Here is a 17,529-nt window from a genome sequence, read left to right on the forward strand (position 1 = left end):
AGGAGCGACCGGCGCGGTGTCCCCTGCCTATTCCCCAGCACGGACCACCCGAGCGACCATCCTCATCGTCGATGACGAGGCCAACAATCGATATGCCTTGTCGCAGGTGCTGGCGGAGCTCGAAGAGACGGTGGTCGAAGCGGCGTCCGGAGAGGATGCGTTGCGCTTCCTGCTGCGAGAGGAATGCGCCGTCATTCTGCTCGACGCCAATATGCCGGGCCTCGACGGTTACACCACGGCTGAACTGATTCGGCGTCGGGAGCGGTCGCGGCATATCCCTATCATCTTCGTCAGTGCCATCGATCGCGACGACGAGCACATCGCGCGCGCGTACGCGATGGGCGCGGTGGACTATGTGTTCAAGCCGGTCGATCCCGTCATCTTGCGTTCCAAGGTGACGGTGCTGGTCGACTTGTATCGCAAGAGCGCTGAAGTGGAGCGCAAGGCCGCGCTCGAACGCTTTCTGCAGGAAGAGAACCTGCGCATCCGGCAGGAAAAGCTCGAAGCCGAGCGTCAGTTGCGCCAGGTCGAGGAGCGGCAGACTGCAATCGTGCGTTCGCTGCCCATCGCGCTGTACAGCGCAGATGTGGATGGCGGCTTTTCCGGGCCGCGTTTCATCAGCGATGTCATCGCGGATCTGGTGGGCTTCACCCCTAATGAATTCCTGAACGATCCGCATCTGTGGGTGGATCGCATTCATCCGGATGATCGCGGGCGCGTGCTCAACGAAGTGGCGAGCATTCCGGTGCTCGGTGGCATGTCCACCGAATACCGCTGGCTGTGCGCCGACGGCTCGCATCGCTGGTTCCTGGATCGCGCGGTGCTGATTCGGCACGAGGGGCGGCCGTTCGAAATCTTCGGCAGTTGCCTGGATGTGACCGATCGACGCCGGGTCGAGCAGCAGTTGATTCAATCGCAAAAGATGGAAGCCGTGGGTCAGCTCACCGGTGGCATCGCGCACGACTTCAACAACATGCTGACCGTGGTGATCGGCAACCTCGATTCGCTGGCGCGCGCGCTGAAAGGTACGGGTCGAAACTTCGATCGCGCGCAGATGGCGCTGACTGGCGCTTTGAGCTGCGCGGAGCTCACTCGTCGGATGCTGGCGTTTGCGCGTCGCCAGCCTTTGCAACCCAGCGCGGTGAACTTGGGCGAGGTGAGCCGGAATATCACCAAGCTGCTCGGTCGCACGCTCGGCGAACGTATCGTCATCGACGTGCTCGTGCAGGAGGATCTTTGGAATGTGCTGGCCGATCCGGCGCAGGTCGAGTCGTCTCTGATCAATCTTGCCGTGAACGCACGCGATGCCATGCCGGAAGGCGGCACGCTGACCATCGAAGCCCGCAATGTCGGCCGCGACGAGCGCGACGCCGATCTGCCGGAGGGCGAGTTTGTTTTGCTGTGTGTGACCGACACTGGCGCGGGCATGACGCCAGAGGTGCTCGAGCGTGCGCTCGAACCGTTCTTCACCACCAAGCGGATGGGCCACGGCACCGGCCTGGGCCTGAGCATGGTGTATGGCTTCGTCAAACAATCGGGCGGCCATGTGAAGATCATCAGCACGCCGGGCCATGGCACCAGCGTTCGAATCTATCTGCCTCGCACTGACGCTGCGCCATCGGCTGGCGCCGTGGCTGGAGAGGACTTGTCATTGTCCGGGCGGGATCGGACGATTCTTCTGGTGGAAGATGATGCCGGGGTGCGTGCAGTGACTGCAGCGATGCTCAAGGAACTGCAGTTCAATGTCATCGAAGCGGATAACGGCGCGCGAGCTCTGGATATCGTCGATCGGGAGTCGGACATCGATTTGTTGTTCACCGACATCGTCATGCCCGGCGGCATGAATGGCTTCGAACTCGGCCGCCTCGCCCGCGAACGCCGCCCTGAACTCCCCGTCCTCTACGCCACCGGTTACTCCGGCTCCTACGCCGCCCCCGAAAAAGGCGCCGACATGCTGGCCAAGCCCTACCGCGAAGCCGACCTCCGCAGCAAACTCCGCGGCCTGCTCCCTTCTTGCGCTGGCGCTTGAACGCCGGAGAGGTTTGGCGAGGAGATGGGATAGAGAGTTCTCCGGTGCCGCTCTTCAACCGTCACGTGCGCTGAGCTTTGCTCTTTGCTCCGATGTTGCTGGCCGTGACGTTGAAGTGACCTTTCGGCGGCGTCGGGAGTGACCTACCTCCTTCCGGCAGCGTCGAAAAAGAGGGACCTTTTCGTCGCAGTGCGCCCAGGGACGGGACCCTCGGGCGCGCTTGGGCGACCGAGGGGCACGGTGCCGGAAGGAGGTAGGACGCTCCCGGCGACGCGAACCACCGAGCCTCTTCTCTCCGGCCCCGCAGACACCGAGCCGCCGCTCAGCACGCGAAGTCAGCTTCCTTTCAAATCGATACTCCGCGCGGTATCGGCAGCGATTTCAGCCTGGGTGAAGGGCAGGTGCAGCCATTGGCCGGTGGAGTACAGCCGAGTTTGATCGACCGCGAAGGGCGAATCGGCTTCCTCCGATTGGGAATAGGTGAGCAGGCCGCGGGCGTCGAGCTCGCCGGCGTCGGTCCAGGTGACGACCTGGATCCAGCTGTTTCCGGTGATGATGGGCGTGTAGCCCTTCCCGGGCTGGAGTTGCGCTCCGATCATGCTGAACATGCCAGTGGCGTGTGCGCCGCCCGGGATGCCGATCTTTTCACCGTTGCGCTCCGTGTACTGAACCTCACCCCACGGCGCATCCAACGGAATCTGCGCATCTGTGAGCTTCTTCGTGGCCGTGGCCAACGCCTTCATCACGGCCTTGCGCACCTTGGCATCGTCGACGTTGATCTGCCTCGGCGTGCCCACCGGATCCTTCACATCGAACGGCACCTTCCAAAGATCGGGCGTCGCGCTCATCAGCGGCCACGCCTCCGTCCACACCTGCGCGCCGCGGCTTGTGACATTCTGCCTGCGATCCCAGCCGGCCAGCACCTCGCAGGTCTTTCTCACATCCACGTTGCTCGCTTCAACAGAGACCGTCTTCGATTCCCGCCGACACACAGTGAGCACATCATCGAGCACCAGCTCGGCGCTGAAGTTGCGATGACTGAATAGCAGGTCCTGCAAGCGCTGGGCATCGAAGCGGTTCGACTGCTTCGCCTGCAACACCTCGTTCACCATCACCAACCCTGCCCGAGTTCGCAGCGATCGCTCGGTTCTCTCCGGCCCGATGATGGGCGAATAACCTTCCAACGGCTGTTGCGGATTCGACAGCCAGTAACTGTCATTGGAATTGGTCACGTAATCATCGCGCAGCAAATGCGGCTGCAGTTCCGGCGTGAGAATTCCTTTCTGCTGGGCCCGCTCATCGTTGCGCCATTCACAATCGGGCTCTCCTCGCAGCACCACCACGCGCCACGGGCCCCAGCGCTGGACGTTGGCACTGGAGCACGCCTTGATCATCGCCTCATCGACATTCGGCACGACCGACAGATCGGCGTAGAGCGCTTTGCCATGCCGATCCGCCGCGATGGTGTTCACCCATGCCGTGCCCTGGCTGGTCTGCAGAGCCTCGAGCAACTCATCGACGTTCCTGGCCTTCGCGAACTTCAGATACTGCTCGGACGAACGATTGTTATCGAGGTTCGAATCGCGAATCGCATAGGCGCGCTCACGCGTCCAAGGCAAATCAGGATCCTCCAGCACCGGTCCGAAGTGACTGTGATAAGTGGTGCGCTCTGCGGTCTCGATCGAACCGTCCGGCTGGCGCACTTCGACGCTGACCGTGCGAGGCGTGAGCTTGCGAGTGCCATCGCCATAGCGATACGACAGCGGATCCTTGGGATCGAGCTTCAATTCATACAAAGTGAACCGCAGCCCGGTGGATACAGTGTGAGTCCATGCCACATCCTGGTTGAACCCGATGCCGATGAACGGCGTGGTGATCAAGCCCACGCCCATTACGTCCACCTGGTCCGGGATGGTGAGATGCGCCATGTGGAAGCGACTGCCGCCCGACCAGGGATAATGCGGGTTGCCGAGCATCAGTCCCTTGCCGTTGGTAGTGGCGCCCTTGCCGAACGCGATGGCGTTCGAGCCCATCATGGTCACATCTAAAGGCAGCGCTGGCGGCGCCAACGTGACCTGCTGATTCTTATCGGGAGGCGCAGCGTTGGCGATCGCGGCGGGCGACCGACCGACGCCATAGCGGATGCCAACACCGATGCCCATGCGCGCCATGTCCGATGCGTCGATGGGCCTCACCCACGGTTGATTGCGACAGCTCGCTGGCAGCTGTTCACCGCCGTGATCCGTCAGATACCGGTTGTAGCCCGCGATGTAACCCTGCTGCAGAGCCGCCATTTCTGAAGGAATGCGTGCATCCGCGTGCGCGAGCGCTTCATCGGTGATCACGGACTTGTGAAAGATGTCCGCCTCGAGCCGACCTTCCTCCGGGCCGAAGAACTTGGATTGTTCGCCTCGCACGTTCACGAACTCGCGCGCCAGCGTGCACACGGCATCCGTGGCTACTGCATAAGCCAAGCCGTAACCAAGACTGCCCCAGTCTTCCGCCTTGATATGAGGCACGCCGTGCGCGGTCCAGCGTATGTTGACGTTGTAGCGTTCGTTGCTCGCCGTTGCCTCATTCGAAGCGGGCTTGTGACAGCCAACCAGCGCAGCGGTGACGGCGCAGGCCAACAGATACTTGAGCGCCGCAGGACGAATTCCAATTGTCATGAGCAGCTCCTCCCGGTGTATCCGCCATCCTCGCAAATGGGCCGGCGTCGTGCATCTTGAGTTCCGGCAAAGCGACCCCACCCTGGCAGCTCCCCTAGGGAAAAAGCGTCGCCCTGCAGAATTACCTCGTCAACGCGGGCCATTCCAGGTAGAGTGCGCGTCCATCGTCAGCCGCCGTCCGGTCGGCTTCACTCCTCGCGGTCCGTCGGCTCCTCGTTTCGTGTAGCCCGCCTCGATTTGTCTCCCGCCTCACTGGATCCGAAACGCAGGTTTCGGCAGGCTGGTTGAGGAAATGTCTCAATGCCTTTTGCCTCCCTCGGGCTCATCCCCGAACTGACCCGTGCGCTCGCCGATCGTGGCTACACCGCGCCCACTCCCGTTCAGGCGCGAGTGATCCCTGAAATTCTCGCAGGTCGCGACGTGCTTGCCGGCGCCCAGACCGGCACCGGCAAAACCGCCGGTTTCACGCTGCCGTTGTTACAACGTTTGCAATCCGGCACGCCTTCGAAGGCGCCGCGCGTGCTCATCCTGGTGCCGACCCGTGAGCTGGCGACCCAGGTGAACGAGAGCGTTTCCAGCTACGGCAAGTACCTTCGTCACCGCAGCCTGGTGATCTTCGGCGGCGTCAGCATCAATCCGCAGATCGACGCCCTGCGTCGTGGCGCCGACATCCTGGTTGCCACGCCCGGACGTTTGCTCGACCACGCACAACAGCGCACGGTCGATCTGTCTCGCGTCGAGATCTTCGTGCTCGACGAGGCCGATCGCATGCTCGACATGGGCTTCATCGCCGACATTCGCCGCGTCATCAAGCTGCTGCCCAGGCAGCGCCAGAACCTGCTGTTCTCGGCCACTTATTCGGACGACATTCGCGGCCTGGCGCAGAGCCTGTTGCAGAATCCAGCTGAAATCGAAGTGGCTCGCCGGAATACCGCCGTCGACACGGTGGAGCAGCGGGCCTACTCGGTGGCGAAGGATCAGAAGCGGGCGTTGCTGTCGCATCTGATCCACGATGGCGACTGGTCGCAGGTGCTGGTGTTTACTCGCACCAAGCACGGCGCCAATCGGCTCGCGAAACAATTGCAGCAGGACGGCATCGAAGCGGCCGCCATTCATGGCAACAAGAGTCAGAACGCGCGCACGGCGGCGCTCACCGACTTCAAGAACTATCGGATTCGCGCGCTGGTCGCGACCGAAGTGGCGTCGCGCGGTCTGGATATCAAAGAACTGCCGCACGTCGTGAACTACGAACTGCCCAACGTTCCCGAGGACTACGTGCACCGAATCGGTCGTACCGGTCGTGCGGGTGCGACGGGTCTCGCGGTGTCGTTGGTGTCGCCGGATGAATCAGGCCTGCTCAAAGACATCGAGAGGATGTTGCGCAAGCCTGTGCCGAAGGCGGCGCTGCCTACGTTCAAAGCGGCTCCGCCGCCGGCTCGCGGCGAGTCGCGAGATGAGCGCGATGAACGCGAGCCTTCGTCACAACAGCGTCAGCCGCGGCGTGAACAGCGTCCGCAGTCGGCTCAGGGCCAGCAAGCCCGGCCGCAACATCAGCAGCAGAGCGGCGCGCCTCGTCCGGCCGGCGAGGGTCGCCGCCGTCGTCGCAAACGCAACGGCGGCGGTGGTGGCGGGCAGCAAGCTCAGCAAACCCATCAGTCGCAGCAACAGCGTCACTCGCATGGCCAGCGCCCCCAAGGACACGGCCAAGCTCGACCGGCGCAGCAGCGACATCAGCGCGGCTCGAATCGGAGCCGGACGGTTTAGCACTGTCCTATCCCAGGATCGCCTCGCGCTGATACAGCTTGATCGCGAGCGCCACGAGCAGTCCACCCAGGACCAGCGTGGTGCTCGCGCAGATCAAAACATGCAGCGGTGGGATGGTGTCCCCGCGCATCAGGCTTGTAGCCAGCAGATGCTGACTCAAGCTGGGCACCGCCATGAGCGTCGCGCTCGGCTTGGTTCCGCTCACGACAGCAAACATGATGGGTGCGATCGGTAGCATCATCACCACCGACAACCACGACTGCGCCTCACGATTGCTGCGTGTGAATGACGCGACCACCGTCATCAACCCTGCGCCCATTGGAACAAACGTGACCATCACGGCGAAGATCGCCAGAATCACGCGCGGGCCGAAGTTGGCGGACATGCCGAGCGCTTCCAACGGAATGAAGTTGAGCACGACGCCGAAAGTCGCGAGCGTGAGCAGCAGCGAGACCGACATGAACGCCGCCGTCGCCAGCATCTTGCCGACGATCAGCTGAGACCGGCGCACCGGCAACGACAGCAATGGTTCGAGTGAGCCGCGTTCGCGCTCGCCGGCGGTGGTGTCGATGGCGAGATAGAAACCGCCCACCAGCATCGACATGAAACAAAAGTAAGTCATCATGCCGAGCACCAGCAGTGCGCGGCCGGCCGGAGTCGCAACGTCGAGAGTGTGCACCCCGACAGGCTGGATGACCTCCGGATTGATCCCTCGAACCATCAAGCGCAGCGCCGCCAGCTGACGGCCGTACGCTTCGAGCAGTTGCCGGGCCCGGTCGGCGCTCGGTGAAGTCCGACTGTTGGATGTATCCACGACCAATGACAACGGCGCGGATTCGCCGGCGGCCAGCCCTTTGCCATAGTCCTTGCCGATCAGCAGCACCATGTCGTGCTGCCCGGAGCGCACCACATCCATGGCTTGATCGCTGGTGAGTTGCACCTCTTGGACCTGTACGCCGTTCTCGCGCAGGAAACCCACCAGATTGGGCGCGTGATCGACCCCGACGATGGGCAGATCCAGCGGCCGGTCCTGGTTCTCGACCGCGCGCTTCGACACCATGGTCGTGGTCAAACCGAAAATGACCGGCGCGAGCAGCACGCCGAAAAAGAATGCGGAAACGATCACGCGACGGTCGCGCAGATTCTCCAGCACTTCCTTGCGGAACACCGTCCAGATCGCACCCATCACGCCACCTCGTCTTGATCGGCAGCGCGCACGAATGCTTCTTCCAGGTCCGGAGCGCCGGTGGCCTTGAGGATTTCCGCCGGCGTGCCACGCACCACCACACGGCCGTGCGAAATGATCACGATGTCGTCGCACAAGGCCGCGACTTCCTGCATCACATGACTCGAGAACAGGACGCAGCGGCCCGACTCGCGCAACCCTCGAATCAACTCGCGCAACATGCGCACGGCATTCACATCGAGGCCGTTGGTGGGTTCATCGAGGATGATGGTCTGCGGCCGGTGAACCAGTGCGCGCGCCAGACCGACCTTGAGCCGCTCGCCTTGTGAATATCCTTTGGCGCGTCGCTCGGCGACCGCGCCGAGGCCGAGGCGCTCGATCAACTCGTCGATGGAACGCTTGAGCTCGGGGCCGCGCAGACCATGGAGCTCGGCGTAATAGCGAATGTTCTCCCGACCACTGAGATGCGCATACAAACCGCTGGCGTGAGGCAGCACGCCCAGAGAGCGGCGCACGCCCAAGGCGTCGGTGGCGCAGTCATGGCCATCGATGAGCGCGCGTCCCTGATCGGCTCGAATGACCGTGCTCAGGATGCGCAGTGTGGTCGACTTGCCCGCGCCGTTGTGGCCCAGCAAGCCGGTGATGCGGCCGTCGCCGGCCGAAAAAGAAACGTCGTGCAACGCTTGCACCGCGCCGAAGCGCTTTCTCAAACTTTCGACTTGAATCATGGCGCCGGCGCCGAGCGGGACAGCATGAAAGGAGCGGGGCCGACGGTTTTCAGACAGGAGTCGTCGAGTGACTCCACCGCCCCCGCATTGATGAATTGGGCCACCACGCGCGGCATGCAACCGATCGCGATCTGTCCGTGACCTTGGCCCTCGAGCACCAGATGTTTCGATTTCGCCAATCCAGGCAGGATCTGTTCGCCGTAGCGCGCCGGCGTCACCGGATCGTTGCCGCCGGAGAGCACCAGCGTCGGGATGGCGCTGGTCAGCGGCTTGCCAAAGTCCTCATCCACCGGGCCGCGCGGCCACTGTTCGCAAATGATGCGCATCGAAGCCATGAAGCTCTCACCGATATAGGTTTTGGCCAGTTCGGACTGAGACACCGGCCGCTCGCCCCAGCGTGGCGCGTCTTCGCTGCAGACCACGGCGAAGTGCATGCCATACGCGAACTGAGCATCCAGGCTGCGCTTGATCATCAGGTACTGCGCGGCCAGCGCTTGCGGTTGCCCAGCCTGCGCTTCCTGAATGAGCAGAGGCAGCGCCGACATCGTTTCGTCCGAGTAGCTCAGCAAGCGAACGGCCGCGGTGAGCTCGGGCGCGCCAAGTCGTGCTTGTATAGGCTCCGCGCTGAGCGGATCCGGAATGGAAAGCGTCAGCGGATGTTGCTCCACTCGCGTCCGCAGCGAGGTGAAGGTGGTCGCGATGTCCGGGAACACTCGTTTGCAATCCGCGTCCGAGCCGCAGCGTGCGAAGGCGTTGTCGATGGCTGCCTGAGCGTCGAGCGCGATATCCGGTCCCAGCGCCATCTCTGGCGGCACGACGCCATCCAGAATCGCGACTCGCACGCGCTGCGGATAGCGTCGCATGTAGTGCTGAGCGACGCGCGTTCCATAGGACACGCCGTACAGATCCAGCTTCTGATAACCGAGCGCCGCGCGCACATCGTCGAGGTCACGCACGGCGACGCTGGTGGTGTAGTAGCGGGGATCACCCGGCAACTTGTCGAGGCAGGCGCGTGTGATCTCGCGTAGCTGCTTCGGATCGGTGAACGTGATTTCGCTTTCGTCCGGGAACGTGCAATCGAGTCGATTCGATCGACCGGTGCCGCGCTGATCGACCAGCACGATGTCGCGATCGCGCCGGACGCGCGCCAACGCCGGAGCGATGGAGATATAGAAATCGCTGGCCGCCTGGCCGGGCCCGCCGCTGAGCACGAACAGCGGATCGCCAACCGGCTCGAGCCGCAGCGAGGGAATCACCGCCACGTGCAGCCGTACTTGCTTGCCCGCGGGCTGCTCGCGATTCTCCGGCACCGACAGCCAGCCGCAGCGAGCGGCCACGCTGCCGCCCACGATCTCGCTGTGCAGCCGGCAATCTTCGCGGGACAGGCCGCCCGCCTTGGTTTGGAATGCGCTGCAAAAGGCCAGTGTGCCCACCAGGGTCGCCCACGCGCCCAAATTCCGCTGAACTGCCCGGGGATGAGTTGCCGACATCGGGTTCCTGATGGCAAAGGCTCAAAAGCCCGCAATGGTAGACGAGCCGGGCGGGAACCTGTGTGCGCCGATGACGGTCTGTTACATTCGCACGCCCGACCTCATTCCAACGGTGACCTCATGCGCCCATCGTCGTTGCTCGTTGCCGCTGCCGCCGCGGCCTGCATGCTGCCCCTCGCGGGCGCCTTCGCCAAGGACGAAGCCCTGGCCAAGGCAGTCGCCTCCGAGCAGCGCTCGCCGAACTTCGTGGCGCGCGATCAATACCGCAAGCCGCAGCAAGTGCTGGAGTTCATTGGCGTGAAGCCGAACATGACGGTGGTCGAGATCTCGCCGGGCGGCGGTTACTGGACCGAAATTCTCGCGCCTTATCTGCACGACAAGGGCACTTATTACACGGCGGTCAGCTCGCGCGCGGCGGAGAAGTGGCAGCAGAAGCTCGCCAGCGACCCGGCCCGCTACGGCAAGGTGAAGGTCAGCGACGCCAGCGAGCCCGCGCCAGCCGGCTCGGCCGACGTGGTCGTGACTTTCCGGAATGTGCACAACTGGATGAGCCAGGGCACCGCCGACGAGGTGTTCGCCTCGTTCTACAAGGCGCTCAAGCCGGGCGGCATTCTGGGCGTCGAGGAACATCGTGCGCCGGACGATAAGCCGCAGGATCCGAAGGCGGCCAACGGCTACGTGCGCGAGGATTACACCATTCAGCTGGCCGAGAAGGCCGGCTTCAAGCTGGTCGGCCGCTCCGATCTGCTGAACAATCCCAAGGACACCAAGGATCATCCCAAGGGCGTGTGGACGCTGCCACCGACCCTGGCCCTGGGCGAGCAGGATCGCGCCAAGTACCAGGCCATCGGCGAGGCCGACAACTTCCTGCTGAAGTTTCAGAAGCCGCGCTGAGCCCGGCCGCGAATTGACCGGCTGAGCCGGCGAGGAGCCACGAGTGGAAGAAGAAACCAAGAAATGGCTGTATTACGCGATTCCCGTCGTGGTCGCGGTGGGCATCGGCGCAGCCCTGTGGTACGGGCGCTCGCAGCGACAGGCGGAGCAGCAGGCCAGTCAGCCGCCTGCCGTCACACAACCGGAGGAAACGACGCCGGCGACTGAGCCGCCGGTACGCAATCCTTTGGAACAAGCACCGCCGCCGGAGCCATTGCCCTCGCTGGCCGAGAGCGATCCGCCAGTGCAAGAGTCGCTGAGCGGAGTGTTCGGCCGCGCCCTGGATCCGTTCCTGGTGCCGAAGAACATCGTGCGTCACACAGTCGTGACCATCGACAATCTGCCGCGCAAGAAAACGTCGGTGCAGATGTGGCCGGTGAAGCCGATCGGCGGCGAGCTCACGGCAACTCGCGATGGCGAGGAGCTCACCTTGAGCCCCGAGAACTACGCGCGTTACGAGCCGGTGATCAAGATCGTGCAGAACACCGACACGGCGCAGCTGGTGGCCATGTACAAACAGTACTACCCGTTGTTCCAGGAGGCGTACGTCTCGCTGGGCTATCCCGACGGCTATTTCAACGACCGCCTGGTCGAGGTGATCGATCACCTGCTCGCCACGCCGGAGGTCCCCGGGCCGATCAAGCTGAGCCGTCCGAGCGTGAATTTCCAGTTCGTCGATCCGCAACTGGAAAACCTTTCTTCCGGTCAGAAACTGCTGATCCGCATGGGCAGCGCCAATGCCGAGGTGGTCAAGGACAAATTGCGCCAGCTGCGCGACGCCATCGCCAAGCAGGCGCCGCCGCCCGGTTGATCTCGTCCGGCTGGCGCCGTTGAACAAGCGTCATCGAAGACAGGAGCGTCGTCATGAGCAAAGTCGTTCTGATCCTTGGCGCCACCACGGTGGGGCTCGGGCTGGCCAGTCTGCATCTGGTCAATCAGTTGCGCGAGGGCAACGCGACGATTGCCGAGCTGCAGGAGAAAGTGGCTGCGCTTGAAAAGCAGGAGCCGGTCGCGACGACCCCGATCTTCTCGGTGATGCCGACGGATTCGATTGCCGCCGCAGCCGTGGTGCAGTCGGCGCCGCGGAAGGAAGAGCCGAAAGTCGCAACCCGAGCGGCGGGGCAGGCCAGCGTCGCTTCTCCAGTCCCGACGCACTTGCCAGGGCGGGAAGATGCGATGCGCGCCATGCGCGAACATCGCGAGCGTGAGCGCCAACTGATGCAGGATCCCGAGTATCGTGAAGCGATGCGCCTGCAGACGCGAAACAATCTGGCGCGTCAGTATCCCGGCGTGGCCGAAGAGCTGGGGCTGGATCGGCGCCAGGCCGACGAATTCTTCGGCATGCTCGCCGACCAGCAGATGCGCACCAACGAAACGATGAACCCGTTCTGGGAGATGCAGCCGCCGGGCGAGAATCCCGATCCAGCCGCCATGCAGGAGCGGCAGCGCAACTTCCAGCAGACCGCCGCCGAGATGCAGCGGAAAAACGAAGCCGAGCTCGTGGCGCGCTTCGGGCAGGAAAAGGCGCAGGCCTGGAAAGAATATCAGTCGACCATGGGCATGCGCTTCCATCTGGACGACATGCGCAGCACCCTGGCGGCGCAGGGCGTGCCGCTGAACGAAGAGTTGAGCAAGCCGGTGCTCAAGGCGCTGGCCGAAGCGCAAAAGGCCGAGCTCGAGGCCTATAACGCCACAGCCAGGCAGAATGCGGCGGGCTCGCAGCGGCTCGCGGCCGGCGTGGCTTTCGAGTCCACCAACATGGACTGGCATATCGAGCACACCAAGAAGCGCAATCAGCGCATGCTCGACGCGATCGCGCCGTATCTCACCTACGAACAGCGCACGGCCATCGAGAAACAGCAGCAGGCGCAAGTGAAGTTGCAGGAGGCCCAGATGCGCCTCATGCGTGAGCGCGGCGATAGCAATCAGATTCGAGGTTTCTTCAGCGGCAGCGGCAGCGTCCAGCTCACGCCTGTGCAGCCGTAGCGGTAAAACTTCCATGCGTAATCCATTTCTGGCTTTGATGACGGTGACGCTGCTGACCTCGGCAGCCTGCAGTAAACCCGAGCCGACGGCGCAGGCTGCGCCGCCTCCGCCGCCTGCACAGTCATCGGATACCGAACAGCTGGGTCAGCCGGCCGATCCTCGTTTCATCGGCAAGATCTGGGTCTCGACCACGCCAGGGCACTCGCGCGGCTCGCTGTTGATCTTCTTGCCGGATCGCTCGCTGCTGATGGATTCCTGTTTCGACACCTACCGCATCTCGAAGTGGGGCGCGGACGGCGATCGCATCCGCTGGATCGAAGACACCATTCCGATCCAGGCCACGATCTCCATGCCCGATGAAAACAATCTGAGCCTGCAGCTCGCCGGACAGGACCGGGTGCAGACGTATGTCACGGCGAGCGTGCCATACGTCTGCCCGGACATGCCGCGCTGATTTGCGCCGCTAATTCGCCAACTTCGGCCGCGTGATCTCCCGCTTCGGCGGGTTGGCCAGATACTGCGCGACCCGCAGCTCGGCGTTCTGGCGCAGGTTCATGGCGAACAGGTGGTAATCGTAGATGTGATAGTTGTCGCGCCCCATGGGCCGTGACGAGTAGTGCGCCGAATGGATCTCGCGCACCAGTAACATTCCATTTTCGCATCGCGCGTCGGCGACGCGCGGTTCGACGATCGGTTGGGCGTCGATGAAGTCCTGCGGCAGCGCCTGCAGATCCGCGAGCGTCCCCTTGAACGTGCCGGGATAACTCACGCCGCCCAAATTCAAATCCGCCGCAGCCGGCGCACCGTCGGTCTTCCACGTAAGCGGATTCACACAGATGTTCTTGCTCGTGTCCGCGTACTGTTTGGCGTCCGGGCCTACCGCGTTCCACGACACCATGCAGCCGGTTTGTTCGGCGGACTCGCACACTGGCACATCGGGCGCCGACCTGGCCAGAGCTTCGGCATCCAGACTGAAGCCGATGGGATAGGCGGCCACCAGCCGGTTGCGCAGATGCGTGCCGGTGATGCGCCTCTCCAGCAGCTTGCTCAGATGCGCCGAGCCCTGGCTGTGCGCGGCCAGCACGAAGGGGCGATCGCGGCTGTAGTTTTGCAAGAAATAGTCGAAGGCGCGCTCCACATCGTTGTAGGCGAGCTGCAGCGCCGAGGCGCCGCTGCCGGATCGATCCAGAAAAGAATAAATCGTGGCCTGGCGGTAGCGCGGCGCGTAAATGCGGCAGCAGCTGTTGAACACCGAGGCCTGGCCACGCATCACGAACATGTCGGTGAGCTGATTGACTCGTGCGTCGTCCACCGATTGATTCCAGTTGTCCGTGCCGAAGTAAGTGGTCGGATGGATGAAAAACACATCGACCGCAGCGCTTGCCTGCTGATCCATAACACCAATTGCGGGTAAGGCATCTGCTGAGTCGACGCGATTCGGCAGCGCTGCCCAACTCTGCTCGCGCGAGTAATCGGGCGAGGCGGGGCTACTGGCATGCCTGAAAGGCACGGCGGGTTTGAGCTTATTGAAAGCCATCATCATGCGGATTTCGTCGCGATAGATATAACTTGCCGCGCTCGCGAGCAGCGCGATCGTGAGCGCGCCGATCAGTATTTTTTTCATGTTTCATCTCTGCGATTTGTTTTGTGACATTGCAGTGAATGCATTTGCAGACACTGTCTGAACGTTACGACATTTTGCACAAGCTGAATTCTCATCGTTAACTGCGCCCGCCCACAGAGCGACACTCCGGCGCATCGACAAGCTCCATGCATGCGATGGCCGACCAGGACGAGTCAGGCAGAACGGCAGATCGCAGCTGTGGGTGAGCGCTGCATCGCATGCGTAGCGGTGCAGCTCCCGTGTCATACCCGCGAGGATTGTCCATGCGCATTTCATCCCTGCGCGCACCCATGTTGGGTGCGTTCGCACTTTTTTTTGCCGCCATTTGCGCGCTCACTTTGCTCAGCAGTGTGGTCGAGGCGGCGCCTACTATTTCCGGCACGCCGAAGACGCGGTTCGGCGTCAATGGCTGGTATAGCTTCCAACCCGCCGCCAGCGATCCAGCCTCGAGGTCGCCGCTGCGTTATTCGATCGTCAACAAGCCGTCGTGGGCCAAGTTCTCGGTGCAAACGGGACGTCTCGAAGGTGCCACGCCAGCGCGCGCCGGCACGTACTCTAACATCCGTATCTCGGTGAGAAGCAGCACTGGCACGGCCAGCCTGCCGCCGTTCTCGATTCAAGTGTATTCCCCCACCGGTGGTGACAGCGGCAGCGGCTCCAACCGTCCTCCGGTCGTGAGCGGCACGCCGGCGACTTCGATCACCGCCGGCAGCGCCTACAGCTTCCGCCCCACGGGCTCCGATCCGGAAGGCCGCACGCTCACCTGGTCGATCTCCAATCGTCCGAGCTGGGCCGCTTTCAACACCAGCACCGGCGCTCTGACCGGCACGCCGAGCGCCTCGAACGTCGGCACCTTCTCCAACATCGTGATCTCGGCGAGCGACGGCGCCAATCGCACCTCGCTGCGGGCCTTCAACATCGCCGTGACCGCCGCGGGCAGCAACAGCGGCTCCGCGTCGCTGAGCTGGACCCCTCCGACCACCAACACCAATGGCACGCAGCTGAGCAATCTGGCTGGCTACCGCATCTACTACGGCACCAGCCCGACCAATCTGTCGCGCACCGTGCAGCTCAGCAATGCTGGTCTGACGCGTTACGTGATCAGCGATCTGTCGCCCGCGACTTATTACTTCTCGATTCGCGCCTACAACTCGTCGGGCACCGAGAGCTCAGGCTCGAATGTGGTGACCAAGGTGGTTCGATAATACGAGGTACTCGCCCTGGCGCCTCCGGCGGGAGAGCAGCTTCACGCGGGTCAGGGTTTGCGGCGGGACAGCCAGTCGATCATGGTATTGCTGACTGTCTCCGCCGCATCCTGCTGGACGAAATGATTCGCGCCAGGGAGGGTCATGATGGTCAGATCCTTCTCGACCCATCGCCACGTGCCATCCAGCGCGCCGGGCAGCAAGGCCTGGTCGTCCAGGCCATGGAACATCAACACCGGCGCCTGCACCTTGGGAAAGGTGAAGTTCGCCGGCGGCGGTGGCGCGTCGGGCTTGGGATAATTCGCTTTGTAATAATTGAGCATGGCCTCCACGTCCGATTGCTGGAAGGCCTGCAGATAACGCGGCCGCGCTTGCAGATCGGTCACCCACTGCGTCAGCCGCTCCAATGAGATCGATTGGTGCGCGTCCGGCTGCTGGAAGTTGAACGCGTACTGGCTGTTCTTTTTCTGCTCGGGATTGGCGGCGATCTCGCGGGCGATGCCGGCGGGATGCGGCAGATTGCAAATGATCAGCAGGCGCGTGATATCCGGTCGGCGCATCGCGACGTTCCACGCCACCGAGCCGCCCCAGTCGTGACCGACGATGACTGCCTGGTCGACTTTCTCAGCCTTGATCACCGCGGCGATGTCGCCGACCAGCGCAGGCATGGCGTAGTTCTCCACGCCCTTGGGCTTGTCGGATAAGTTGTAACCGCGCAGGTCCACGGCCGCCGTGCGATAACCATGGTCGGCCAGTGCGCGCATCTGTTTGCGCCAGGAATACCAGAAGTCGGGAAAGCCGTGGATCATCACCACCAGCGGACCCTGGCCGAGTGCCGCATAGTGGATCCTGACGCCGTCGGCATCGGCGTATCGGTGCTCGACCTGATCCCAAATATCCGTGCTGTCCGTGGCCATCGCGGTTCCCCCGTTTTGTTCGGGCCGACTATATAACGGCGCAGCGCAAGTTACTGCCCGACAGTTGGACCGTGTCCGATACGCCTCGCGGCGCCGCTATGCTCGCTGTGCGGATCGGGCCTATGATGGCGCATCGTCTCACTCGTCGGAGCTCGTATGTCACTTCGCGGCAAGACTCTTTTCATTTCGGGCGCCTCACGCGGCATCGGCCTGGCCATCGCCTTACGCGCCGCGAAGGATGGCGCCAACATCGCGATCGCGGCCAAGAGCGATCAACCGAATCCGAAATTGCCCGGCACGATTCACACCGCAGCCGAGGCCATCGAGGCTGCCGGCGGCAAGGCGTTGCCCATGCAGGTGGATATTCGCGACGAGAACGCGGTCGCCGCCGCGGCTAAGAAATGCGCCGAGCGTTTCGGCGGCCTGGACATCCTGGTGAACAACGCCAGCGCCATCTCGCTCACCGGCACGCTCGAAACGCCGATGAAGCGTTTCGATCTGATGTTCGGCGTCAACGTGCGCGGCACGTTCGTATGCTCGCAGGCGTGCCTCCCATATCTGCAGGAGTCCGCCAAGGCGGGGCGCAATCCTCACATTCTCAACCTGTCGCCGCCGTTGAGCATGAAGCCGCGTTGGTTCGCGCCGCATGTGGCATACACCATGGCGAAGTACGGCATGAGCATGTGCGTGCTCGGCATGGCGGAAGAATTTCGTCGCGACGGCATCGGTGTCAACGCACTCTGGCCGCGCACTGTCATCGCGACCGCCGCTCTGAATGTGATTGCGCTTGCCGATCCCAAGCGCGCTCGCAAGCCCGAGATCATGGCGGACGCGGCGCATGCGATTCTGACGCGCGACCCACGCAACTGCACTGGCAACTTCTTCATCGATGACGAAGTGCTCGCCAGCGCGGGCGTCACCGATCTCGATCCGTACGCCGTTACGCCGGGCAACAAACAGTTTCAGCCGGACTTTTTCGTCGACTGATCGATTCAACG

14 protein-coding genes are annotated in these 17,529 nt (G+C 63.0%); 8 read left to right on the forward strand and 6 right to left on the reverse strand.

From position 1 onward, the window contains the following. Nucleotides 1-16 precede the first annotated feature (16 nt). Nucleotides 17-2,029 carry a response regulator gene (locus tag JM946_RS05720; RefSeq protein WP_203166166.1) on the forward strand — a complete coding sequence of 671 codons (2,013 nt, stop codon included), beginning with the start codon at nt 17-19 and terminating at the stop codon, nt 2,027-2,029. Nucleotides 2,030-2,364: 335 nt separating this feature from the next. Here JM946_RS05720 and JM946_RS05725 read toward each other — a convergent pair whose 3' ends face one another. Beyond that, nucleotides 2,365-4,698 (reverse strand): acylase, encoded by a 2,334-nt coding sequence (locus JM946_RS05725; protein ID WP_203166167.1) that lies wholly within the window; start codon nt 4,696-4,698, stop codon nt 2,365-2,367. A 300-nt stretch (nt 4,699-4,998) separates the two neighbouring features. Here JM946_RS05725 and JM946_RS05730 point away from each other — a divergent pair, with 300 nt between their 5' ends. Next, nucleotides 4,999-6,462, forward strand: coding sequence for a DEAD/DEAH box helicase (locus tag JM946_RS05730; protein ID WP_203166168.1), 1,464 nt, complete (start codon nt 4,999-5,001; stop codon nt 6,460-6,462). Nucleotides 6,463-6,469: 7 nt separating this feature from the next. Here the strand turns inward: JM946_RS05730 and JM946_RS05735 are convergent, their stop codons facing one another. Genes JM946_RS05735 through JM946_RS05745 form a run of 3 tightly spaced genes read right to left on the reverse strand, consistent with a single transcriptional unit; the run spans nt 6,470 to nt 9,809 of the window. After that, a complete protein-coding gene (locus JM946_RS05735) occupies nt 6,470-7,648 on the reverse strand; it encodes an ABC transporter permease (RefSeq protein ID WP_203166169.1) in 1,179 nt (392 codons plus the stop codon). Then, a complete protein-coding gene (locus JM946_RS05740) occupies nt 7,648-8,376 on the reverse strand; it encodes an ABC transporter ATP-binding protein (protein WP_203166170.1) in 729 nt (242 codons plus the stop codon). The genes JM946_RS05735 and JM946_RS05740 overlap by 1 nt, the downstream gene beginning before the upstream one ends. Beyond that, entirely contained in the window at nt 8,373-9,809 is a 1,437-nt protein-coding gene (locus tag JM946_RS05745; protein ID WP_203166171.1) for an alpha/beta hydrolase, read from the reverse strand. The genes JM946_RS05740 and JM946_RS05745 overlap by 4 nt, the downstream gene beginning before the upstream one ends. A 177-nt stretch (nt 9,810-9,986) precedes the next feature. On the opposite strand from JM946_RS05745, the gene JM946_RS05750 reads away from it, so the two are divergent. From JM946_RS05750 to JM946_RS05765, 4 genes are read left to right on the forward strand one after another with little or no spacing between them, the layout of a single operon-like run. Further along, entirely contained in the window at nt 9,987-10,760 is a 774-nt protein-coding gene (locus tag JM946_RS05750) for a class I SAM-dependent methyltransferase (protein ID WP_203166172.1), read from the forward strand. A gap of 43 nt (nt 10,761-10,803) precedes the next feature. Then, the gene (locus tag JM946_RS30215; protein WP_203166173.1) at nt 10,804-11,610 is read left to right on the forward strand and encodes a DUF3014 domain-containing protein; all 807 of its coding nucleotides are present in this window, start codon (nt 10,804-10,806) and stop codon (nt 11,608-11,610) included. A 53-nt stretch (nt 11,611-11,663) separates the two neighbouring features. Then, nucleotides 11,664-12,785: a hypothetical protein gene (locus JM946_RS05760; RefSeq protein WP_203166174.1), complete on the forward strand. Its 1,122-nt coding sequence runs from the start codon at nt 11,664-11,666 to the stop codon at nt 12,783-12,785. Between the two features lie 13 nt (nt 12,786-12,798). Then, the gene (locus JM946_RS05765; protein WP_203166175.1) at nt 12,799-13,239 is read left to right on the forward strand and encodes a hypothetical protein; all 441 of its coding nucleotides are present in this window, start codon (nt 12,799-12,801) and stop codon (nt 13,237-13,239) included. A gap of 9 nt (nt 13,240-13,248) precedes the next feature. On the opposite strand, the gene JM946_RS05770 is transcribed toward JM946_RS05765, so the two are convergent. Continuing rightward, nucleotides 13,249-14,409, reverse strand: a complete 1,161-nt coding sequence (locus tag JM946_RS05770; RefSeq protein ID WP_203166176.1) for a DUF3089 domain-containing protein — start codon at nt 14,407-14,409, stop codon at nt 13,249-13,251. Nucleotides 14,410-14,672: 263 nt separating this feature from the next. On the opposite strand from JM946_RS05770, the gene JM946_RS05775 reads away from it, so the two are divergent. After that, complete coding sequence (locus JM946_RS05775; RefSeq protein ID WP_203166177.1) at nt 14,673-15,614, forward strand: putative Ig domain-containing protein; 942 nt, start codon at nt 14,673-14,675, stop codon at nt 15,612-15,614. Nucleotides 15,615-15,664: 50 nt separating this feature from the next. Here JM946_RS05775 and JM946_RS05780 read toward each other — a convergent pair whose 3' ends face one another. Beyond that, nucleotides 15,665-16,531, reverse strand: coding sequence for an alpha/beta fold hydrolase (locus JM946_RS05780; protein WP_203166178.1), 867 nt, complete (start codon nt 16,529-16,531; stop codon nt 15,665-15,667). Nucleotides 16,532-16,687: 156 nt separating this feature from the next. Here JM946_RS05780 and JM946_RS05785 point away from each other — a divergent pair, with 156 nt between their 5' ends. Beyond that, on the forward strand, nt 16,688-17,518 hold the full coding sequence (locus JM946_RS05785) for an SDR family oxidoreductase (RefSeq protein WP_203166179.1): 831 nt from the start codon (nt 16,688-16,690) through the stop codon (nt 17,516-17,518). Nucleotides 17,519-17,529 lie beyond the last annotated feature (11 nt).

Source organism: Steroidobacter gossypii (genome assembly GCF_016801985.1).
Classification (GTDB): Bacteria; Pseudomonadota; Gammaproteobacteria; order Steroidobacterales; family Steroidobacteraceae; genus Steroidobacter; species Steroidobacter gossypii.